The organism is Anaerosacchariphilus hominis (genome assembly GCF_014290175.1).
GTDB classification, from domain to species: domain Bacteria; phylum Bacillota; class Clostridia; order Lachnospirales; family Lachnospiraceae; genus Laedolimicola; species Laedolimicola hominis.
The window spans coordinates 500,634-521,832 of sequence record NZ_JACOOR010000001.1 but is presented as its reverse complement, the minus strand read 5'-3'; the positions used below and the strand labels follow the sequence as shown (position 1 = coordinate 521,832).

Below are 21,199 nucleotides of genomic sequence, written 5' to 3'. Positions count from 1 at the left end.
CTTTGAACAACAGACAATTCCGGATCTCCGGTACCTATTTCGTATTCCTGGCGCTGCTTCTGATCATCTGCGGCTCCTATATGCGAAAAATGAGTATGGAGAACCTGTATACCTATGAACAATTCAGAACCGTCGTGGAGGACGGCGGCGTGGTCAGCGCTGTGGTGACCCAGTCGGAGGCGACGCCCACCGGAACGGTGCAGCTGACCCTGAAGGACGGATCCCGTCAGGATGTGAACGTGCCGGACACCACGGAGGCCAGAGACCTGCTGGAGCAGTATCAGGTGAGCGTGGCCTTCGCTTCCGTCAGTACCAACGACTGGCTGACGTCTATAGGCAGCCCCATTCTGGCAGCTGTGGTGGCAGTGGTCGTGGTCATGCTGCTGATGAACCGTCAGGCAAACGGCGGCGGTGGCGGCGGAAAGATGATGGATTTTGGCCGGAGCCGGGCCAGAATGACCACCCAGGAACAGATCAACACCACCTTTAAGAACGTGGCAGGTCTGCAGGAGGAGAAGGAGGAGCTGCGGGAGATTGTGGACTTTCTGAAGCTTCCCCAGAAATACACCCAGGTGGGAGCCCGTATCCCTAAGGGCGTACTGCTGGAGGGCCCTCCCGGAACCGGTAAGACCCTGTTGGCCAAGGCAGTGGCAGGAGAAGCGGGCGTTCCCTTCTTTAGTATTTCCGGTTCGGACTTTGTGGAAATGTTCGTCGGTGTGGGTGCTTCCCGTGTCCGCGACCTGTTCGCGGATGCCAAGAAGAACAGTCCCTGCATCGTATTTATTGATGAGATCGACGCGGTAGCCAGACGCCGCGGCAGCGGTATGGGCGGCGGCCACGATGAGCGTGAGCAGACCCTGAACCAGCTGTTGGTGGAGATGGACGGTTTCGGTGTGAACGAGGGTATCATTGTCATGGCGGCGACCAACCGTGTGGATATCCTGGATCCGGCCATCCTCCGTCCCGGCCGTTTCGACCGGAAGATCATGGTGGGCAGACCGGATGTGCGGGGCAGAGAAGAGATTCTGCAGGTACATGCCAAGAACAAGCCCCTGGCGGAGGACGTGGATCTGAAGCAGATCGCCCAGACCACCGCAGGCATGACCGGAGCGGATTTGGAGAACCTGATGAACGAGGCGGCCATCCTGGCAGCCAAGGACAACCGTCCCTATATCACCCAGGCGGATATCCGTAAGTCCTTTGTCAAGGTAGGGATCGGCGCTGAGAAGAAGAGCCGCATCGTCTCCGAGAAGGAGAAGCGTATCACTGCGTACCATGAGGCAGGCCATGCCATTCTGTTCCATGTGCTGCCGGATGTGGGCCCTGTATACAGCGTGTCCATCATTCCTACGGGCGTGGGCGCGGCAGGCTATACCATGCCTTTGCCTGAGAAGGATGAGATGTTCAATACCCGGGGCAAGATGCTCCAGGATATCGAGGTATCCCTGGGCGGCCGCATCGCTGAGGAACTGATCTTCGACGATATCACCACCGGCGCTTCCCAGGATATCAAGCAGGCCACCCGGGTAGCCCGGGCCATGGTCACCAAGTACGGCATGTCCGAGGAACTGGGCCTGGTAAGCTACGATTCTGATGAGGAAGTCTTCATCGGACGGGACTTCGGGCACACGAAGGGTTATGGTGAGAATGTGGCCGGCAAGATCGATTCTGAGGTGAAGCGTATCGTGGACGAGTGCTACGACAAGGCGAAGTCCATCATCATGGAGCACCGCGACGTCCTGGACGCAGCCGCAGCCCTGCTCCTGGAAAAAGAAAAGATCTCCCGGGAAGAGTTCGAGGCGCTGTTCCATGAGGAAAATCGTCAGGAAAAGAACGTGGCAGGGCTGTAAAGCCGTGCTGGGTGCATAAAAGGCAAGTGGAAAACCGGGATTCCGTCATTGTGACGGAATCCTGTTGTGCATATTTGACAAAAAGAAGCAGAAGATTTTGTGAAGTTTGTGCACACTTATCGCGACTTTATGATATAATAATACTTGTAAAACCCCCAATACATTATATAGTTTTTGCTACACCCCATAAGTAAAAAGAAATACCTTCTCCTGAAACAGACAGCGCGAGCTGTCTGTTTCACTTTACAGAGAACATCGCAAACAAAACAGGCCCCGCGGCCGGAAGACATGAAACTTCCGGCCGCGGGGCTTTTGTTTTATAAGACTGCCCCGGGCGGCGGTCAGTTCATCCACTTCTTCCGAAACTCCGATGCCGTGACCCCTTCGGAATTCTTAAACTGCCGGTTCAGGTAGCTGGCATCGTAGAAGCCGCAGCTGCGGGCGATTTCCTCCAGGGAGAAGTCGGAGAAGCGCAGCAGCTTCTTGGCACGGGTCAGGCGGCGGGCGATGACGTACTGGTTCAGGGTGATCCCGTAGTACTGGTGAAATTCCCGGGACAAATGGTATTTGCTGATAAAAAACTGCTCTGAGAGCTGCTCCAGGGAGAACTTTTCCGTATAGTGTTCATCCAGATAGGCCCGGATCTCCGTCATCTTCAGACGGCCGGGATGATTTTCCTCCCGGGATTCTGTAATGTCCTGCAGCAAAATGGAAAGAATATCTACAATGAGACGGGAAGAAGTGATCTCCGCCTGGAAGTCGGAGACTGTATTGGCGTCCAGCAGACTGTCCAGTTTCAGCCGCAGTTCCGGAAAGCTGTGGGGCTCAAAGGCCGGGGCGCTGATGGAAGAAAAATAGCGGTAGTACTCCCGGGAGGTGGCCCCGTTGAAATGAACCCAGACCAGTTCCCAGGGATCCGTCTGGCTGCTCTGGTGGTAGTAAGGGACCATGCAGTCGATGAAGAAACAGGAGCCCTTCCGCAGGCTATAGAGCTTTTCGTCGTACATGAGGACGCCGCTGCCGGAGAGTACCAGCACCACCAGGAAGGATTCCAGGTTCTTCCGGCGTGCCACATGACTTTCCTTCAGCTTCAGATAGCCAGTCTCCTGCACATAGAAGAAGGCGGAGCGGGCAAAGGCTCCGGGGGTCTGGATCATCCGGCGGGAGCTGGCCACATAGGAGTCAGGGAACTTGTCAAAATAGTTTTTCATGGTCTTTATTTCCTTTCTGAAAGCATGTTCCTCCCTTGGTCCGGGACCGGCGCAAAGCAGGCGGGCTGAAAAAGTGAACAGCAATATAATACTGGATTATGGCAATATCATCACTTGATAATCATAATATACAGGTATATACTTGCAAAAGCAATAGACAATAAAATACTTATATAGAAAATAAAAAAGAAAAGGGATGAAGCTATGTACTATGTACTCTTATCGGGCGGGTCCGGAAAGCGGCTCTGGCCCCTGTCCAATGACGCGAGGCCGAAACAGTATTTGAAGGTAGTAAATAAGGAAACGAATTCCATGGAGCACTGTTCCATGCTTCAGCGTGTCTGGGATCAGTTACAGGAGGCTGGTATCGCCGGGAATGCGGTGATTACCGCCGGAGGTGAGCAGGTGGAGCTGATCAAAAGCCAGGTACAGGACGCGAAAATCGCGGTGGAGCCGGGCCGGAGAGATACCTTTGCGGCAGTGCTGGTTTCCTGCGCCTGGCTTCACAGCTGCGGCGGAGCCTCTGCGGAGGACTACGCGGCCATCATGCCGGTGGATCCCTATACGGAGAGCGCCTACTTTGAGACTGTAAAGAAACTGGAACAGGTCATGAAGGTATCCGGCGCAGAGGTGGGTCTCATGGGTGCTGCGCCCAGCTATCCGGCCACCAAGTACGGCTACATCCTTCCGGGAGAGAAGAAAGAGGGCTGGATGGAGGTCCGGGGCTTTGCGGAGAAGCCCGACGAGGAGCAGGCAGAAAAACTCATGGAGCAGGGAGCCCTGTGGAATTGCGGCGTGTTCTGCGTCCGCATCGGCGATATCCTGGAGCGGGCAAAGAAATACGGCGTGCCCGAGGATTACCAGGGGCTGTGCGCATCCTATGAGAAGCTTCCGAAGATCAGCTTCGACTACGAGGTACTGGAAAAGGCGGAGCATCTGGCGGCTGTGGAGTTCCGCGGCTTCTGGAAGGATCTGGGTACCTGGGATGCCCTGGCGGACCAGATGAGCACCGACACTATCGGAAACGTGGTATTGGACGAGACCTGCGAGAACACCCAGGTCATCAACGAGCTGAAGATGCCCGTGGCAGTCATGGGAACTCGGGACCTGGTGGTGGTAGCTTCCCAGGACGGCATCCTGGTGACGGACAAGAACCAGACTGCCAGAGTAAAGGAGATTGCTTCCGGATTCAGCTCTCGTCCCATGTTCGAGGAGCGCAGATGGGGAACCCTGGAGACCCTGGACGATACGGAGTCCCAGGGCAAGGCCACATTGACCCGGAAGATTCACATTTACGACGGTATGACCTCCAGCTATCACTATCACCAGTACCGGGATGAGATCTGGACCGTGTTAAGCGGAACCGGAGAGCTGATTCTGGAGGGAACGAAGATTCCCTTAAGCCAGGGCAAGGCCGTGTGCATCCGAAAGAACCAGCGCCATGCGGTAAAGGCCTTCCGTGATTTCGAGTATATCGAGATTCATGTGGGAACCAGTACCGGAAGCGACGATATTAACCGGATCACCTTTAACTGGGATGAAATCGAACTGAGCCATATTTTATAAACAGAGGAGAATGAAGATGAAAAAGACAGCGTTAATCACAGGAATCACAGGACAGGACGGCTCCTATCTGGCAGAACTGCTGCTGGAGAAGGGCTATGAGGTATACGGCCTTTTCCGTCGCGGGTCTACCAACACCGCGGAGCGTATCGAGCACCTGTTAAAGGAGCGGGAAGCAAAGGGAGACGGCCTGCATCTGGTCTACGGCGATATGACCGATTCCATGAATCTGGTACGTCTGATGCTGGAGATCAAGCCGGACGAAATCTATAACCTGGCAGCCCAGTCCCATGTGGCTGTATCCTTCGAGGAGCCTGAATATACCGCCAATGCGGACGGTATCGGCGTCCTGCGTGTGCTGGAGGCAGTCCGCATCGCGGGTTTGGCAAAGACCACGAGAATCTATCAGGCATCCACTTCCGAGCTGTTCGGTAAGGTAGAGGAGATTCCTCAGAAGGAGACAACACCCTTTCATCCCCGTTCTCCTTATGCGGTGGCAAAACTATACGGCTACTGGATTACCAAGCATTATCGGGAGGCCTATGGCATGTTTGCGGTAAATGGTATCCTGTTCAATCATGAGTCCGAGCGCCGTGGAGAGACCTTCGTGACCAGAAAGATCACATTGGCGGTAGCCAACATCCTGGCAGGCCGACAGGAGAAGCTGTACCTGGGCAACCTGAACGCCAAGCGCGACTGGGGCTATGCCAGGGACTATGTGGAGTGCATGTGGATGATTCTCCAGCATGACATTCCGGAGGACTTTGTCATCGCCACAGGCGAGACCCGGACTGTCCGTGAGTTCACGGAGGCGGCTTTCGCCCATGCAGGCATTCAGCTTCGCTGGGAAGGCGAAGGCGTGGACGAGAAGGGTATCGACGTGGCTACCGGACGGGTGCTGGTGGAAGTATCCCCCGAGTTCTTCCGTCCCGCAGAGGTGGATTTACTTCTGGGCGATCCCACCAAGGCAAAGGAGACCCTGGGCTGGAACCCGAGAAAGACTTCTTTTGACGAGCTGGTAAAAATCATGACCGAGCACGACATGGAACTGGTGAAGAAGTCCGATACCGCAGGCGTACTGAAGTAGAAGAGAATAAGAAAGCGTGAATAAAATGACAGAGAAAAAGAATACACAGGCAGTCGAACCCCTCGACCGCAGTAAAAAAATCTATGTAGCGGGTCACAGAGGCCTGGTGGGAAGCGGACTGGTGCGCTGCCTGGAAAAGGCAGGCTTCAAAAATATCATAACCCGCACTCATGCGGAACTGGATCTGACCCGTCAGGCGGACGTGGAGGCCTTTTTCGCGGAGGAGAAGCCGGATTACGTGATCCTGGCTGCGGCCAAGGTGGGCGGCATCCATGCCAACGACACCTACCCGGCAGATTTCATCATGAAGAATCTGCAGATCGAGACCAACGTCATTGACGCGGCTTATAAGAATCAGGTGCAGAAGCTGTTGTTCCTGGGAAGCTCTTGCATCTACCCAAGAGACTGCCCCCAGCCCATCAGGGAGGAGTACCTCTTGAGCGGTTATCTGGAGAAGACCAACGAGGCCTACGCCCTGGCAAAGATCGCGGGCCTGAAGATGTGTGCCTTCTACAACCGCCAGTATGGCACCCATTATATCAGCGTCATGCCCTGCAACCTTTACGGTATCAACGACAACTTCGCCCTGGAAAACTCCCATGTACTCCCGGCTCTGATCCGGAAATTTCATGAGGCAAAGATTCATCACGCGCCCACTGTTACCGTCTGGGGCAGCGGAAAGCCCTTGCGGGAGTTCCTGAACGTGGACGATCTGGCGGACGCCTGCCTGTATCTGATGGACCACTACGACGGAGACGACTTCTTTAATGTGGGTTATGGAAAAGAGGTCACCATCCGGGAGTTGGCAGAGCTGGTGAAAAAGGTTACCGGATACGAGGGCGAAATCGTCATGGATCCCACCAAGCCCGACGGAACCCCGCGGAAGCTGACGGATATCAGCCGCATTAAGGCCACCGGCTGGGAGCCGAAGATCGATCTGGAGACGGGGCTGCGTCAGACCTATGAATGGTTCTGCGAGCGCTACGAGACCGGAGACTTCGCCCAGCGGTAAATAAAGTGTAGAAAAATGGGGCGGGCAGAAAGCCCGCCCCATACGAAATACAGAGGATAGGAACACAAAAACGAAGGGAAGGAACCGCCATGGCATTTACACAGCCGCAGAAGCTGACGCCCATCCGAAAAGAATATATCTGGGGAACCGAGGACTGGATGCTGTCCTGGCTCAACGAGGGCATGGAGCAGGTGCCCCTTCTTATCAAGATCATCAAGGCCCGGGAGGCTCTGTCGGTGCAGGTCCATCCCGGGGATGAGTTCGCCCGGGAGGAGGAGCACAAAAACGGAAAAACCGAGATGTGGTATGTACTGGATTGCGAGCCCGGCGCATATCTTTATTACGGACTGAAGCATAAGATCTCCGAGGACGAGTTCCGCAAGCGGATTAAAAACCAGACCATTCTGGAGGTGTGCCGGAAGATACCCGTGAAAAAAGGCGATGTGTTTTATATCCCGGCGGGCCTTCTTCATGCTATCGGCGCAGGTATCACCGTGGCGGAGATCCAGCAGAGTTCCGATGTGACCTACCGGGTCTATGACTATAACCGGGAGGACGCGAATCATGAAAAGCGTCCGCTCCACATCGAGAAGGCCGCTCTGGTGGCGGGCTTCATGCCTCCTCTGGCAGGTCACCGTCCCATGGGTTCCCGGATTCAAAAAAACGGTTATTCCAGAACTTTGTTAGTGCAATGTCCGTATTTTGTGGTACAATTATACGAGATAGAGGAAAGCCTGTTCTGCAGCACGGAAAAGGGCTTTCAGTCTCTTCTGATTCTGGAGGGAGAAGGAGAGCTGACCCATGAAGCGGGAACAATCCGTCTTCAGGCCGGGGACAGCATTTACCTGCCCAAAGAAACAGGAGCCTATGAGATCAAAGGAAAACTGCAGTTACTCTGCTCGACGGCAGAGTGAAAGAGAGGTATCGGATATGAATCTGAAATTTGGAACAGGCGGTTTGCGGGCTACCATGGGCCCGGGACCGGATCATCTGAATCTGGAGACCATACAGGAGGCGACTCTGGGCGTGGCGGATTACGCCATGGAGCAGAGCGAAAAGCCCAGTGTGGCCTTGGCCTACGACAGCCGGAATCATTCGGAGGAGTTTGCCAGAGAGGCGGCCCGGGTGCTGGCCATGAAGGGCTGCAAGGCCTATATCTACCCGAAACTGATGCCCACTCCCACCCTGTCCTTTGCGGTGCGTCATCTGAAGACTACCGTGGGAATCGTGGTGACGGCCTCCCATAACCCCAGAGAATATAACGGCTACAAGGTATATGGCTCCGACGGCTGCCAGGTGACAAACGAAGCGGCAGACCGGATCCAGGAGCATATCCGGAAGGCGGATAAGAGCCAGGCAGCAGGGGGAAAGACCTTCGAAGAGTATGTGGAAGAGGGACAGATCGTGCTCATCGACGAGAAGACCCTGAAGGCCTTCCTGGCGGCCATCATCCGCAAGCGTACCAAAAAGGAGCTGACCTCCGACCTGAAGGTGGTCTACACGCCTCTGTACGGCGCAGGCCTCATTCCGGTATCCAGTATCCTGAAATACATCGGTATCAGGGATCTGCATATTGTCACCGAGCAGGCGAAGCCCAACGGTGACTTCCCCACCTGCCCCTATCCGAATCCGGAGTCCCAGGACGCACTGAAAATCGGCCTGGAGTGGTGCGAGAAGACCGACGCGGATTTGATGATTGCCACAGATCCCGACAGCGACCGTCTGGGAGTGGTAGCAAAGAAGGGCGATCACTACGAGCGCCTGAACGGCAATGAAGTGGGCGTTCTTTTATTGGAGTACATCCTCCGGTGCAGAAAGGCAGCAGGAACCCTGCCGGAACATCCGGTGATCATTCGTACCATTGTGAGCACATCCATGGTAGATCAGATCGCGCGGGAGTACGATGCAGAGGTGATCGAGACGCTGACCGGCTTCAAGTATGTGGGTGAGCAGATCGGGAAGCTGGAGGAGAAGGGCGAAGTGGATCGCTATGTATTCGGCTTTGAGGAAAGCTGCGGCTACCTCATCGGCAGCTATGTACGGGACAAGGATGCCGTAGGCGCGGCCATGCTGCTCTGCGAGATGGCGGATACCTATAAAGCGGAGGGCAGGACCCTCTGGGATGCTCTGGAAGAGCTGTACGCCAAGTACGGACATTACGAGACCACATTAAAGACCTATGAGTTCAGCGGCAGCGAGGCAGATAAGCGGATGGCGGAGATACGGGAGGGATTGCAAAGCCCCGAGGGTATGAAGTTCGGCGGCGCAAAGGTAGTGCGTTATAAGGACTACAGGGATGGCATCGACGGTCTTACGGCCTCCAATGTACTTCAGATGTGGATGGAGGACGGCAGCGAAGCTGTGATTCGTCCATCAGGCACGGAGCCGAAGATCAAGGTGTATACAGAGAAAAAGCTGTAACATCCGGCATTTCACGCGGGAAGCGTGGGTGGAGTTGATGGAAAGCAGCGAAAAATAGCAGAAAAATAGAAAAGGACTTTCGGAAATGATGTTATTTCTGAAAGTCCTTTTCTGATCCTAAAAATTTAAATCCAAAAGTTACACATTCATATAACTGCTATCTTCCTGGGCGGCGCGCAACTCTCCCGTTTGGCCAGATAGAAGGGTAACTTGATTTGCATGGGAAGGGTATGTCCTCCGTTGATGCGGTCAATGAGAATCTTGGCCGCCACGGTCCCCATTTCCTCCATGGGCACATGGACGGTGGTAAGCATGGGAGACAGATACTGGGAGGTTTCGATGTCATCAATGCTGATGACGGAGATATCCTCCGGCACCCGCAGGCCAAAGTCGCGGACTGCCCGCAGGACGCCCACAGCGGCGATATCGTCTCCGCAGAAGATGGCGGTAAGATTCTGCTGCTGACGCAAAAGCTGTATAGCCCCGTCGTAGCCTCCGCTGGAGGTCAGAGGAGAGGCTACCCGGTAGGAGGGATCGAAGGATACGGTGCTGGTCTTCATGAAATCACAGTAGGCCCGGTAACGGTTCTCCTCCTCGATCTCGCCCACATAACCGATATACTGGTGGCCCAGCGCCCTCAGATAATCCAGAGCCAGCAGGGTGGCCTCGTAGCCGTCGCAAAGTACCTGATCATATTTGGCGTCCAGGGGGTTCAGGCCGGTGTAAATCACATTATGGCAGTACTGCTTCAGAAATTTCAGAGTGGGCTTATCACAGCGGCCCAGCACCACTACGCCGTTGGTATCCCGTTGAATCAGCCGATAGGTCTCTTCGTTATTTACATTGAAGGGCGTTAGCGAGGACTTGAGAAAATAGTCCTGCCGGTAGGCTTCCACTTCAGCGCTTTTGGCGATGGTCTGGAAAAAAGGATTATCGGGGGCGTCCGGAGTACGGGCATAGAGACAGGACAGGGAGCGGTTGGTGACCGGAGGCTCGTAGTGGCCCAGCTTCAGGGTCTGGGCGGAATGGTTGGGGATATATCCGGTGCGCCGGACGATTTCCCAGATGCGCTCCCGCACCTGTGGACTGGCCGCTTTCGTATCGGTATTGTTGATAACGCGGGAGACGGTGGATATGGAGACCCCGGCTTCCGCTGCAATATCTTTTAACGTCATAGGTTGCCCTCCTCACAGATATGATTCTATCATAAGCCCCATAGGCTGGATCGTGGGTGCCAAAAGCCCCTTCGGGGCATAACGCCACAAATATATGTATTTGCGGGCAAGCCCGCAATACCATATATTGTGCGGCGTTGGTGCGAAGCACCTTTTTGACACCCGTATTCTATTGCCAAACCCATATACATATAATGGATCAGAATTTCCTTAATCTGACTATAGCATAAAACCAAATTGTAGTAAATGCACAAAAAAGCAAACGTTTGCGTAAAAAAGTATTGCCAAGATCCCTCGGGGGGGGGTATGATAAAACCATCAAGAACGGCAATATTAAACAAAAAATTAACAAAGTGAGGAGGTTTCATTGTGAAAGATAAGAAAATCTTGTTCCTTGGATTGGATGCGGCCATGCCTGATTTAGTCAAAAAATTTGTGCAAGAAGGAAGCATGCCGAACACAGCGAAGCTGATGAACCAGGGAATCTTTTCCAGACTGGAGACCGTATTTCCGCCTTTGACCGCAGCTGCGTGGACGGCTATCGTAAGCGGCGCCGGTTCTGGAACTAATGGAGTTCCCAGTCTGATGGTAAAGCATCCCGGATGGGAACTGGACCAGTGGCATACATCCTTTGACCGGAATGAGGTTCTCTGCGAGACCCTCTGGGATGTGGCAAAGAAGATGGGAAAGAAAGTTGCGTTGATTAACTGGCCTGAGACATTCCCTATGGGAGCCATCGACGAGAAGGACGGATGTCAGCTGGCAGGTTCCCTGAACCCGCCGTTCCGCTACTTCTTCATGCCGCTGTGGGATGTGGCCTCCAGCGCATGCTTCTCCAATAAGCTGCTGCACTGCAACCAGATTCCGGGACGTGCCGTACGGCTGGAGACAAAGCCGGCTGAAGGCTGGACGAATCTGCCGGAGAGCAAGAAACCCTGTCTGGAGTTCGAGATTACCGTACCGCCCACCTACGTGGAGGGTTACAAGATGCAGGTTCTGGTATACGCCACCACGGAGGAAGGCTACGACAGGATGCTGATTTCCGAGAGCAAGGACGCATCCAAGGCCATCACCGATATCGCCCAGGGAGATTACGGTCCCTGGATTACCAAGAACTTCAAGGCGAAGGACTACCAGAGAGACGGAAGATTCCGCTTCCAGATCCTGGAGCTCAGTAAGGACGGCAAGGACTTCAAGCTGTATCAGAGCGCTATTAACATGGCAGAGTCCTATTCCGTACCGGCTTCCTTAAGCAAAGAGGTGGAGGCAGTAGCCGGAACCTACATGGAAGTAGATGACCCCTGGGCTTTCATGGACGGCTGGATGACCTCTGACCTGTATCTGGAGCAGCTGGGACTGCATGCCAACTGGTGGGGCAACGCCACCAGCTACATTCTGGAGAATAAGGAATGGGATTTCGCATTCTCCTGGGTAGGAACCATCGACCATATCGAGCACGCGCTGTACGCAGGCATCGAGCCCACAGCAAGAGTATACAACGAAAAGACGGCTCCCTTCTGCTGGCACATGATTCGCGAGGTTTACCGCCAGGTAGACGATAACATCGGCAAGATTCTGGAGAAGGTAGACCTGGATAATACATACGTCATCCTGATTTCCGATCATGGCATGACTCATCTGGACTGGAACCCCTTCGTGAAAGAGCATCTTTCCAGAGCGGGACTTCTGAAGTACAAGCTGGACTTAAGCACCGACGATCCGTCGAACCTGTCCATCGATTGGGAACACACCAAATGTCATCCTCTGGAGCCCTGTCACGCACACATCTTCGTAAACCTGAAGGGCCGCGATCCCCACGGTATCGTAGAGCCGGAGGATTATGAAAAGGTGCAGGAAGAGATCATCAATTGCCTGATGAGCATGCGGGATCCGGAGACCGGAAAGAACGTGGTAGCCTACGCGTTGAAGAAGAAAGAAGCAGGACGGCTCGGCATCTACGAAGGACCCGGATATGAGAGAGTCGGCGACGTGCTTTACGCATGGAACCCGGGCTACATGTCCCATCCGTTCATCTATCGTTCCGTAGTTAAATACCGCGACGGCTCCGAGCGTGTGATCGCCAATAAGGAGCTTTACGAGGCGGCTACCCTGTGCCGGAACTTCCCGGAACTGGTAGAGGATGTAATGAAAGAAAACAACATGGACTATTCCGCAGTATGCGGTAACTTCACCGGCGTACATCTGGCAGAACCCACATTGCATGATATGCATGCATGTATGCTGATGGTAGGACCCGGCGTACCCCAGTACGAGCGGAAGTTCCCGGCCCGCATCATCGATGTGGCGCCCACAGTTTCAAAGATATTAGACATCGACGTCCCCAAGGACGCGGAAGGAGGAGTTCTTTATGACATCTTGGACCGGATCGAACAAACCGATTGAGAAGGTAGGTCTGGTAGGCTGCGGACGCATGGGTAAGTGCATGCTGAAGAGCATGCTGGACGGCGGTTTCAAAGTAGTAGCTTATGACAAATTCCCGGCGGCGGCAGAAGGCGCGAAAGAGATGGGAGCTGAAATCGCAGCCACACCGGAAGAGCTGGCGAAGGCCGCATCTGTGATTATCATGTCACTGCCAGGCCCGGTGCAACTGGAAGAGGTTCTGTTCGGGGAAGACGGCCTGAAAAAAGGACTTACCTCTGACCATGTGGTAGTGGATACCAGTACCGTAGACCCGGCCACCACCCGCAAGAACGCGGCGGGAGTGGAGGAGACCGGAGCGGCATATCTGGACTGCCCCATTCTGGGACGGCCCTCCGCCACCGGAAAATGGATGCTTCCCACCGGCGGCAATCCGGAAGCTCTGGAGAAGGTAAAACCGGCGCTTCTGACCTTCGCCTCCGACGCGATTCCCGTAGGAGACCACGGCGCAGGAAACGCTCTGAAGCTGCTGAATCAGCTGATGTTCTCCTGCATCAATGCCATCAGCTCCGAGGTTATGGCTATCTGCGATCACGTAGGCATCGACAAAAAGGTATTTTATGATACCGTAGCAAGCTCCTCGGCAGCCACCGTCAGCGGCCTGTTCCGGGAGGTGGGAAAGAGTATCGTAAACGATGCCTTTGATACACCGGCCTTCACCGTAGACCTGCTTCTGAAGGACGCCAAGCTGGCCCTTCAGATGACCAAGGATTCCGACGCACCCTCCGTCATCGCGGGAACCGTACAGCTGTACAACGAGATCGCCCATGCAGAGGGACTGGGCATGCAGGACACCAGTGCGCTGTATAAGATTTTCAGCAGACATTACGACAAATTAGCATAAACAATAGTATTAATCACAGAACAAAACAAACAACAGGAGGAAATGACGACGATGAAACTGGATTTTGAATATGGAAACGGCATGATGAGTGCAAACCTGCCCGACAACACCGACGTGTTTATCCCCGGCGAGACCGTGCCGGATCCGCCCTGTCTGCCCCAGGATATGGAATCTCTGGTAGCAGCCACAAGAGAGTCTGTTCGGAACCCCATTGGCATGCCGCCGCTTTCAGAGCTTGCCCATAAGGGAAGCAAGGTTACCATCGTAATCCCGGATATCGTAAAGGGAGGCTGCCAGCCCACCTCGCACCGGAAAGTATCGATTAAAGTAATTCTGGAAGAGCTTTATGCAGCAGGCGTAGAGAAGAAAGACATTCTTCTGATCTTCTCCAATGGTCTGCATCCGAGAACCACCGTTCCCGAAGCAAAGCAGATCCTGGGAGATGAGCTCTTTAACGAGTTCTACTACAGCGGTCAGATCACCAGCCACGACTCGGAAGACTATGACAATCTGGTAGATTTAGGCTGCACGGATCGCGGCGACCGCGTCATCATGAACAAGGCCGTATACGAGTCTGACGTAGCGATCCTTATCGGACATACACAGGGAAATCCCTACGGAGGCTACTCAGGCGGCTACAAGCACTGCACCACCGGTATCACCCACTGGAGATCCATCGCAACCCATCATGTACCGGACGTTATGCACAGAGCGGACTTCACACCGGTATCCGGCCACAACCTGATGCGTACCAAGTTCAATGAGATCGGTATGCACATGGAGAAGTGCATGGGCAAGAAGTTCTTCTGCTGCGACGCAGTACTGGATACTTATTCCCGTCAGATCGCCATCTTCTCCGGATACGCAAAAGAGATGATGCCCGCGTCCTGGGAAGTGGCTGACAAGCGTACATATGTACCCTGGGCGGAAAAGAAGTACGATGTGGTCGTATTCGGTATGCCCCAGAACTTCCACTACGGCGACGGCATGGGAACCAACCCCATCCAGCTGATGCAGGCTCTGAGCGCACAGGTGATCCGCCATAAGAGAGTCATGAGCGACAAGTGCGTATTCATCGTATCTTCTGCCTGCAACGGTTACTTCCATGACGAAAGATGGCCGTACTTAAGAGAGCAGTATGAGATGTTCCAGCATGATTATATGAACATCCTTCCGGATATGAACCGTTACGGCGAGTACTTCGCTACCAACGAGGAATATATCCGTAAATACCGCTTCGCCAACGCGTTCCATCCGTTCCATGGCTTCTCCATGATGTCCTGCGGACACATTGCGGAAATGAACACCTCCGCAATCTACATCGTAGGAGCACAGGAGCCGGGTATCGCAAGAAGCATGGGTCTGAAGACCAGAGCTACCTTTGAAGAGGCACTGGAGGACGCTAAGAAGAAATTCGTGGGACCGAACCCGAATATCCTGGCGCTGCCGAAGACCTTCAAAGTGGGCGCGGTTCATCTGTGCATGAAGGACGAGGGCTATGATGGCTACAACGGCTGCCATGACTGTGGATGCTAATCAGATTCCGGAGCAGTAAAAATCCGTTGAAAACAGTAAGAAGGTGAAACACAGAGCAGAGGTGCTCTGAAAATAAAATTATATAATGGGAGGTATTACAATGAAAAAAGCGATTGCATTGTTGCTGGCGGGAACCATGGCTCTGTCCATGACAGCCTGTGGAGGAGGCGGAGCAGCCGACACCAAGGCAGATGCGGAGACCACAGCCGAGGCATCCGAAGAGGTGACAAAACTGACGGAAGGTCTCACACCCTTTGAAGAGAGACAGACTTTAAGACTTGGCTTCTTCACCGGATCTCCGCTGTCCTATCCGTTTCTGTTTGCGGATAAGCTGGGCGCTTTCGATGCACTGAACATCGATGTGGAGTATGTATGCTTCACCGGCGGACCGGCCATGATGGAGGCAAACGCAGAGTGGGATATGGCATCCTGCGGTCTGGGCGGACTGGCAAACGGTCTCTTCGGTTACGACTTCTCCCTGGTAGACATCACAGATTACGAAGAGAACCTGGCAGTATTCGCAAGAGAAGGCTCTGATATTGCGAAGAGCCCCGAGGACCCGGCAGCCTGGAAGGGCGCAACCATCGTTTACCCGGCAGGAACCACTGTGCAGGCAGTTATTGCGAAATATTTGAACAACATGGGACTGACCCTGGCAGACGTGGAGAGCGTAAACATGGACAACTCCAACGCTTTAACCGGCTTCAACGGCGGTACCGGTGATGCTCTGGGATGCTGGAACGCCATCGCCCTTTCCGCTGAGGATGCAGGCCATGTCCGTATCACTGACTCCGGCCAGCTGGGCATCAAGATGCCCTGCGGTACCTTTGCAAAGAAGGATGTGATGGAGAATAACTTCGACCTGGTCGTAACCGCATGTACCCTGTTCCACAGAGCAACAGAGTGGGTATATGAGTCTGACGACAACATGCAGCAGGCAGCTGACTGGTATCTGGAGCACTGCGACGAGGAAGGCTTCCTGTGCAACGAGGATATCGCCCTTCGTACCATGGAGTGGTACCGCGGACCGTCTGTAGACGAGTGGATCGACCTTTACACCAAGACCAGCCCGGATGACGCAGGCCTTTACACCAAGAGAGAGCTTCTGCAGGCTGAGAAGGACATTCTGGTAGGTCTGGACTTCTTCATCAGCGAAGGCAAGTACACCAACGAAGACCGTACAAGATATCTGGATGACCAGAGAATCGACCCGTCTGTAGCATTAGCTGCAAAGGAACTGTTAGGCAAGTAAGAGCTTTGTAAATGAAAATCCGGTCCGGCACACAAAAAGGACTTCGGACCGTGTGCCGGACCGATTTCTGATTACAGACAGAAAGTAGGGATTATTTTGAATGAGACAACAAATGCTCTGACCAATGAACAGCGTGTAAAGCTGGTTCAGGATCAGAAAAAGAAAATTACTTATCGCGACACCATGCTTTCTATCAGTGGAATTTTGTTCTTCTTTCTGCTTTGGGAGTTTTTTGCAATCAGTGGTATTGTAGACAGTAAAAAACTGACAGATGTATTATCTGTATTAAAGTTATTTATTTTGAAATTCTCAGATCCGAATCCGGATGGAGCGGTTCTGTTAGTCAATGTATGGTCCAGTCTGGAGGTAGCCCTCTGCGGCTTCGGAATGGCAGTGGTCATCGGCATTCCCCTGGGATGGCTCATGGGATGGTATCGTGGCTTCGACAGCTTCATGAGACCGATTTTCGAGATCATCCGCCCGATTCCGCCGGTATCCTGGATTCCGCTGACCATCGTATGGCTGGGCGTAGGACTTCAGGCAAAAGCATTCATCGTATTCTTTGCCGCCTTTGTTCCCTGTCTGATTAACTCCTATACGGGTATCAAGCAGACTAAAGAGGTGCTGAAAAATGTGGGAAAGACCTGTGGAGCTTCCTATTTCACTATATTCTGGAAGGTAGGTATTCCCTCATCCATGACCATGACTTTCGCAGGCGTCAAGGTAGCCATCGGAAACGCGTGGGCGACCCTGGTAGCAGCGGAAATGCTGGCATCCTCCAGCGGTCTGGGTTACATGATTCTGATGGGACGTTCCTACGGCCGCGTGGACCTGGTTATCATGGGTATCGTGGTAATCGGAGTTCTGGGCGTTATCATTTCGGCACTCATTAATCTTCTGGAAAATGCAGTATTGGGGTGGAAAAAACTATGACAAAGAACAAACAGCAAATCTTAAGCGCTGCAGAGATCCGAGAGAAGCGTCTGCAGATGTTATACAAAATATTACCGATTATCTCAGTGCTGCTGCTGATTGGCCTGTGGCTGCTGGCATCCTCCGGCGATTCGGATTTCCCGTCGCCCTCTGAGGTGTGGGAGAGAACCAGGGCACTGTTTCTGAAACCCATTAAAAAACGTACTCTCATCGGTCATGTGAGCGTCAGCCTCCGCCGTATCGGCCTGGCGCTGCTCTTTGACTGGACCGCAGGTATCGCCTTTGGTGTACTCCTGGGCTGGTGCCCGAGAGCGAGAGCTTTCTTCGGACCGCTGTTCAATGCGTTCCGTGCCGTTCCGCCTCTGGCGTGGATTCCGCTGATTACCCTGTGGTTTGGTATCGGCGAGTTCCCGAAGATCCTTATCGTTATCTTTGGATCCCTGGCCTGTATCGTCGTAAATGTAGAAGCCGGTATGAGCAGCGTGGAAAAAATGTATCTGGATGTGGGAACCGTATTTAACGCCACACCGAGACAGCGTCTGATGAAGATCGCATTCCCCTCCGCTCTGGACGCCATTTTCGCGGGCGTAAGAACCTCCACCAGTGCAGCCTGGATGGTAGTACTTGCGGCAGAGATGCTGGGTGCAGACGCGGGCGTCGGCTTCCTGATTTCCAGAGGTATGGATTCTCTTGATATGCCGCTTGTACTGACAGGTATGATCGCAATCGGTCTCGTAGGAGCACTTCTGGCTATTATTACACAATTTGCAGAAAGGATGATCTGTCCATGGACGAGAAGAAAAAAATCATTTTAAAGCTGGAAAACATCTGCCAGAGTTATGTAGTAAAAGACGGAGTCAAGGATGCGGTAGACAATGTTTCTCTGGAAATCTATAACAATGAGTTCCTGGTAATCCTGGGACCCGGCTACTGCGGCAAGACCGTACTGATGAATATGATCGCGGGTCTGGAGAAACCCGTAGGCGGTAAAATCTATCTGGACGGAGAGGAAATCCACGGAAGTGACAGCCGTATCGGCATGGTATTCCAGTCCCTGAACCTGATGCCCTGGCGGACAGTTATGGCCAACGTGGAGTTCGGCCTGGAAATCGCCGGAGTAAGCAAGGAGGAGCGCCGTAAGACCGCCCAGAAGTATATCGACCTGGTGGGCCTGACCGGATTCGAGAATTCCTATCCCCATGAGCTTTCCGGCGGTATGAAACAGCGTGTGGGTATCGCCCGGGCCTATACCAATAACCCGGAGATCCTGCTGATGGATGAGCCCTTCGGACAGCTGGATGCCCAGACCCGTTACGCCATGGAGGACGAGGTCCTCCGTATCTGGGAGCAGGAGAAGCGTACGATTATCTTTGTAACCAATAACATCGAGGAGGCTGTCTACCTGGCAGACCGAATCGTGGTTCTGAGTAAATGCCCGGCGAAGGTAAAGGCGATCTATGATCTGAAGGATCTGCCGCGTCCGAGAAATATGACGGATCCGGAATTCCTGAAGGTTCGCAGCGAGATTTCGGACAATACAGATCTGGCACTGTAAGCAGGAGGAGGAAGAGACTATGGACAAGAACGAAGATATCAAGGTCCGCGTGGACCATCTGACAAAATATTTCGGAAGCCTGCATGTACTGGATGATGTATCCTTCAATATCAAAAAGGGCGAGTTCCTCTGCGTGGTAGGCCCCACAGGCTGTGGCAAGACCACATTCCTGAATCTGCTGACCAGAATCTACATGCCTACCCAGGGCGAGCTGTATATCGACGGCGAGCCGGCGGATCCCAAGAAGCACAGTATCTCTGTCGTATTCCAGGAGCCGTCCTCCATGCCCTGGCTGACAGTAGAGAAGAATCTGCGCTTTGGTCTGGAGATCAAGAAGCTGCCCAAGGATGAGATCGACCGCCGGGTGGAGAAGATCATGGATCTGATGGGACTGCAGGAGTTCCGCAACAGCTATCCACATCAGCTTTCCGTATCCACAGCCCAGCGTATCATCATCGGCCGCGCTTTTGCCATGCAGCCGGACCTTCTACTGATGGATGAGCCCTATGGACAGATGGATATCAAGATGCGTTATTATCTGGAGGACGAAGTTATCCGTCTCTGGAAGGAAATGGGTACCACCGTGGTATTTATCACCCATAATATCGAGGAGGCCACCTATCTGGCAGAGCGGGTTCTGATTCTGACCAATAAGCCGGCAAAGATCAAAGAGGAAGTACATATTGATATGCCCCATCCCCGTGACGTAACGGCGCCTGATTTCATCGAGATTCGTAACCATATCACAGATCAGATTAAATGGTGGTGAGGTAACCGGTGGTATATCTTATATTTTTTATCGTATGTTTCCTGGCGTCCGTCATCGGAGCCATCTGCGGCATCGGCGGCGGAGTGGTGATCAAACCGGTACTGGATGCCATCGGAATCCTGGACGTGGAAGTTATCAGCTTCCTGTCCGGCTGTACCGTTCTTTCCATGACGACTTATTCGGTGTTGAAGGGGAAGCTGAGCGGTACGTCGAAAGTGGATCAGAGGACGGGCATGCCCCTGGCTCTGGGAGCTGCCGTGGGTGGACTACTGGGAAAGGCCATGTTCTCCTGGGTGCTCGCGGTGAGTCCGGATAAGAACCGGGTAGGAGCCATTCAGGCAGGGTGCCTGATGCTGATTACCGTGGGAACCCTGGTGTATACCATATTTAAAAGCAAAGTAAAAACACTTCATATCAGCAACATGATCTGCTGTGCTGTCATCGGTATGGTGCTGGGAATTATGTCGTCCTTCCTGGGAATCGGCGGCGGCCCCATCAATCTGGTGGTGCTATTTTTCTTCTTTTCCATGACCACGAAGACAGCCGCAGAGAATTCCCTCTATATCATATTCTTCTCACAGATCGCCAGTCTCCTGTCGTCGCTCATAAAGGGAAACGTGCCGGAGTTCGGTATCGGTCTCCTGATTCTGATGGCAGGGGGAGGCATCTGTGGTGGAATCGCAGGAAGAGCCTTGAATAAAAAGCTTCCGGATCGGACAGTGGATAAGCTGTTTATGGGCATCATGGTCGTGATTATCTTTATTAATATCTACAATATATGGAAATTTATGGGGTAACAGAAAAGTATGGCAGAATATTTCCGATATATTCTTTTCTTTATCACTATCTTTATCTCAAACACCATTCAGGTCATAACAGGATTCGCGGGTGCCATGCTGGCCATGCCGCCCTCGATCCGCCTGATTGGGGTGGGACCGGCCAAGGCCATCGTCAGTATCGTCAGCGGCGCCAGCTGCGTCTATGTGGCGGTCCGCTATTGGCGGGACATCAATAAAAAGGAGCTTCTGAAGATCCTGGCCCTCATGGGAATTGGCATGTATACGGGCATCCGTCTGTTTTATATGCTGAAGCTGGATATCCTGCTTAAGCTCTATGGTGTGATTATTATTCTTATCGCGCTGAAGAAGCTGTTTGTGAAAAAAGAGATTCAGATGCCGCCTGCGGTCCTGTATCTCTGCCTGGTGATGGCAGGCATGATTCACGGCATGTTTATTTCCGGCGGCTCCTTCCTGGTGGTGTACGCAGTCTGGGCCCTCCATGAGAAGCAGGAGTTTCGGGCTACTGTGTCAGCGGTCTGGGTGGTATTGAACTCCTTTCTGCTGTACGACCATTATCAGGCCGGATATTTTACAGCGCAGACGGGAAGGATTCTTGTGATTTCTGTGCTGCCGTTTCTGATGGCGGTCTGGCTGGGAAATCAACTGGTTCAGAAAATTTCAGCGGAGAAATTTCTGCTGTTGACTTATATTTTGCTACTGGCGTCAGGTGCTGTAGCTGTATTATAATATAAAAGATACGGAAAAACACAGAA

18 protein-coding genes are annotated in these 21,199 nt (G+C 53.2%); 16 read left to right on the top strand and 2 right to left on the bottom strand.

Going from position 1 to position 21,199, the window contains the following annotated elements; genetic code table 11:
• Window positions 1–2: 2 nt before the first annotated feature.
• Complete coding sequence (gene ftsH, locus H8S44_RS02425; protein ID WP_186872665.1) at window positions 3–1,850, top strand: ATP-dependent zinc metalloprotease FtsH; 1,848 nt, start codon at window positions 3–5, stop codon at window positions 1,848–1,850.
• Between the two features lie 341 nt (window positions 1,851–2,191).
• Here ftsH and H8S44_RS02420 read toward each other — a convergent pair whose 3' ends face one another.
• The gene (locus tag H8S44_RS02420) at window positions 2,192–3,061 is read right to left on the bottom strand and encodes a helix-turn-helix transcriptional regulator (protein ID WP_186872666.1); all 870 of its coding nucleotides are present in this window, start codon (window positions 3,059–3,061) and stop codon (window positions 2,192–2,194) included.
• Between the two features lie 204 nt (window positions 3,062–3,265).
• Here H8S44_RS02420 and H8S44_RS02415 point away from each other — a divergent pair, with 204 nt between their 5' ends.
• The 5 genes from H8S44_RS02415 (at window position 3,266) to H8S44_RS02395 (ending at window position 9,144) form a co-directional block, all read left to right on the top strand.
• Window positions 3,266–4,627, top strand: a complete 1,362-nt coding sequence (locus tag H8S44_RS02415; protein ID WP_186872667.1) for a sugar phosphate nucleotidyltransferase — start codon at window positions 3,266–3,268, stop codon at window positions 4,625–4,627.
• A gap of 16 nt (window positions 4,628–4,643) precedes the next feature.
• Window positions 4,644–5,711 carry a GDP-mannose 4,6-dehydratase gene (gmd, locus tag H8S44_RS02410; RefSeq protein ID WP_186872668.1) on the top strand — a complete coding sequence of 356 codons (1,068 nt, stop codon included), beginning with the start codon at window positions 4,644–4,646 and terminating at the stop codon, window positions 5,709–5,711.
• A gap of 25 nt (window positions 5,712–5,736) precedes the next feature.
• Window positions 5,737–6,723 (top strand): GDP-L-fucose synthase family protein, encoded by a 987-nt coding sequence (locus H8S44_RS02405; RefSeq protein WP_186872997.1) that lies wholly within the window; start codon window positions 5,737–5,739, stop codon window positions 6,721–6,723.
• A gap of 89 nt (window positions 6,724–6,812) precedes the next feature.
• The gene (locus H8S44_RS02400; RefSeq protein ID WP_186872669.1) at window positions 6,813–7,637 is read left to right on the top strand and encodes a class I mannose-6-phosphate isomerase; all 825 of its coding nucleotides are present in this window, start codon (window positions 6,813–6,815) and stop codon (window positions 7,635–7,637) included.
• A gap of 16 nt (window positions 7,638–7,653) precedes the next feature.
• A complete protein-coding gene (locus H8S44_RS02395) occupies window positions 7,654–9,144 on the top strand; it encodes a phospho-sugar mutase (protein ID WP_186872670.1) in 1,491 nt (496 codons plus the stop codon).
• A 146-nt stretch (window positions 9,145–9,290) separates the two neighbouring features.
• Here the strand turns inward: H8S44_RS02395 and H8S44_RS02390 are convergent, their stop codons facing one another.
• Window positions 9,291–10,319, bottom strand: coding sequence for a LacI family DNA-binding transcriptional regulator (locus tag H8S44_RS02390; protein ID WP_186872671.1), 1,029 nt, complete (start codon window positions 10,317–10,319; stop codon window positions 9,291–9,293).
• Between the two features lie 369 nt (window positions 10,320–10,688).
• Here H8S44_RS02390 and H8S44_RS02385 point away from each other — a divergent pair, with 369 nt between their 5' ends.
• From H8S44_RS02385 to H8S44_RS02340, 10 genes are all read left to right on the top strand, one after another.
• On the top strand, window positions 10,689–12,722 hold the full coding sequence (locus H8S44_RS02385; protein ID WP_186872672.1) for an alkaline phosphatase family protein: 2,034 nt from the start codon (window positions 10,689–10,691) through the stop codon (window positions 12,720–12,722).
• The gene (locus H8S44_RS02380; protein WP_186872673.1) at window positions 12,688–13,602 is read left to right on the top strand and encodes an NAD(P)-dependent oxidoreductase; all 915 of its coding nucleotides are present in this window, start codon (window positions 12,688–12,690) and stop codon (window positions 13,600–13,602) included. Before H8S44_RS02385 ends, H8S44_RS02380 begins: the two co-directional genes overlap by 35 nt.
• Window positions 13,603–13,653: 51 nt before the next feature.
• Window positions 13,654–15,138: a lactate racemase domain-containing protein gene (locus tag H8S44_RS02375; protein WP_186872998.1), complete on the top strand. Its 1,485-nt coding sequence runs from the start codon at window positions 13,654–13,656 to the stop codon at window positions 15,136–15,138.
• 100 nt (window positions 15,139–15,238) lie between these two features.
• Window positions 15,239–16,390 carry an ABC transporter substrate-binding protein gene (locus tag H8S44_RS02370; RefSeq protein ID WP_186872674.1) on the top strand — a complete coding sequence of 384 codons (1,152 nt, stop codon included), beginning with the start codon at window positions 15,239–15,241 and terminating at the stop codon, window positions 16,388–16,390.
• Window positions 16,391–16,486: 96 nt separating this feature from the next.
• The gene (locus H8S44_RS02365; RefSeq protein ID WP_186872675.1) at window positions 16,487–17,323 is read left to right on the top strand and encodes an ABC transporter permease; all 837 of its coding nucleotides are present in this window, start codon (window positions 16,487–16,489) and stop codon (window positions 17,321–17,323) included.
• Window positions 17,320–18,138, top strand: coding sequence for an ABC transporter permease (locus H8S44_RS02360; protein WP_186872676.1), 819 nt, complete (start codon window positions 17,320–17,322; stop codon window positions 18,136–18,138). Before H8S44_RS02365 ends, H8S44_RS02360 begins: the two co-directional genes overlap by 4 nt.
• Window positions 18,111–18,878 (top strand): ABC transporter ATP-binding protein, encoded by a 768-nt coding sequence (locus tag H8S44_RS02355; RefSeq protein ID WP_186872677.1) that lies wholly within the window; start codon window positions 18,111–18,113, stop codon window positions 18,876–18,878. Before H8S44_RS02360 ends, H8S44_RS02355 begins: the two co-directional genes overlap by 28 nt.
• 19 nt (window positions 18,879–18,897) lie before the next feature.
• Complete coding sequence (locus H8S44_RS02350; protein ID WP_186872678.1) at window positions 18,898–19,647, top strand: ABC transporter ATP-binding protein; 750 nt, start codon at window positions 18,898–18,900, stop codon at window positions 19,645–19,647.
• Window positions 19,648–19,655: 8 nt separating this feature from the next.
• Window positions 19,656–20,444 carry a sulfite exporter TauE/SafE family protein gene (locus H8S44_RS02345; protein WP_186872679.1) on the top strand — a complete coding sequence of 263 codons (789 nt, stop codon included), beginning with the start codon at window positions 19,656–19,658 and terminating at the stop codon, window positions 20,442–20,444.
• A gap of 9 nt (window positions 20,445–20,453) precedes the next feature.
• On the top strand, window positions 20,454–21,173 hold the full coding sequence (locus H8S44_RS02340; protein ID WP_186872680.1) for a sulfite exporter TauE/SafE family protein: 720 nt from the start codon (window positions 20,454–20,456) through the stop codon (window positions 21,171–21,173).
• Window positions 21,174–21,199: the final 26 nt, after the last annotated feature.

Coding starts and splice junctions, on each gene's coding strand:
- H8S44_RS02420 (WP_186872666.1), bottom strand. CDS start 3,061: ATGAAAAACTATTTTGACAAGTTCCCTGACTCCTATGTGGCCAGCTCC.
- H8S44_RS02415 (WP_186872667.1), top strand. CDS start 3,266: ATGTACTATGTACTCTTATCGGGCGGGTCCGGAAAGCGGCTCTGGCCC.
- gmd (WP_186872668.1), top strand. CDS start 4,644: ATGAAAAAGACAGCGTTAATCACAGGAATCACAGGACAGGACGGCTCC.
- H8S44_RS02405 (WP_186872997.1), top strand. CDS start 5,737: ATGACAGAGAAAAAGAATACACAGGCAGTCGAACCCCTCGACCGCAGT.
- H8S44_RS02400 (WP_186872669.1), top strand. CDS start 6,813: ATGGCATTTACACAGCCGCAGAAGCTGACGCCCATCCGAAAAGAATAT.
- H8S44_RS02395 (WP_186872670.1), top strand. CDS start 7,654: ATGAATCTGAAATTTGGAACAGGCGGTTTGCGGGCTACCATGGGCCCG.
- H8S44_RS02390 (WP_186872671.1), bottom strand. CDS start 10,319: ATGACGTTAAAAGATATTGCAGCGGAAGCCGGGGTCTCCATATCCACC.
- H8S44_RS02380 (WP_186872673.1), top strand. CDS start 12,688: ATGACATCTTGGACCGGATCGAACAAACCGATTGAGAAGGTAGGTCTG.
- H8S44_RS02375 (WP_186872998.1), top strand. CDS start 13,654: ATGAAACTGGATTTTGAATATGGAAACGGCATGATGAGTGCAAACCTG.
- H8S44_RS02370 (WP_186872674.1), top strand. CDS start 15,239: ATGAAAAAAGCGATTGCATTGTTGCTGGCGGGAACCATGGCTCTGTCC.
- H8S44_RS02360 (WP_186872676.1), top strand. CDS start 17,320: ATGACAAAGAACAAACAGCAAATCTTAAGCGCTGCAGAGATCCGAGAG.
- H8S44_RS02355 (WP_186872677.1), top strand. CDS start 18,111: ATGGACGAGAAGAAAAAAATCATTTTAAAGCTGGAAAACATCTGCCAG.
- H8S44_RS02350 (WP_186872678.1), top strand. CDS start 18,898: ATGGACAAGAACGAAGATATCAAGGTCCGCGTGGACCATCTGACAAAA.
- H8S44_RS02340 (WP_186872680.1), top strand. CDS start 20,454: ATGGCAGAATATTTCCGATATATTCTTTTCTTTATCACTATCTTTATC.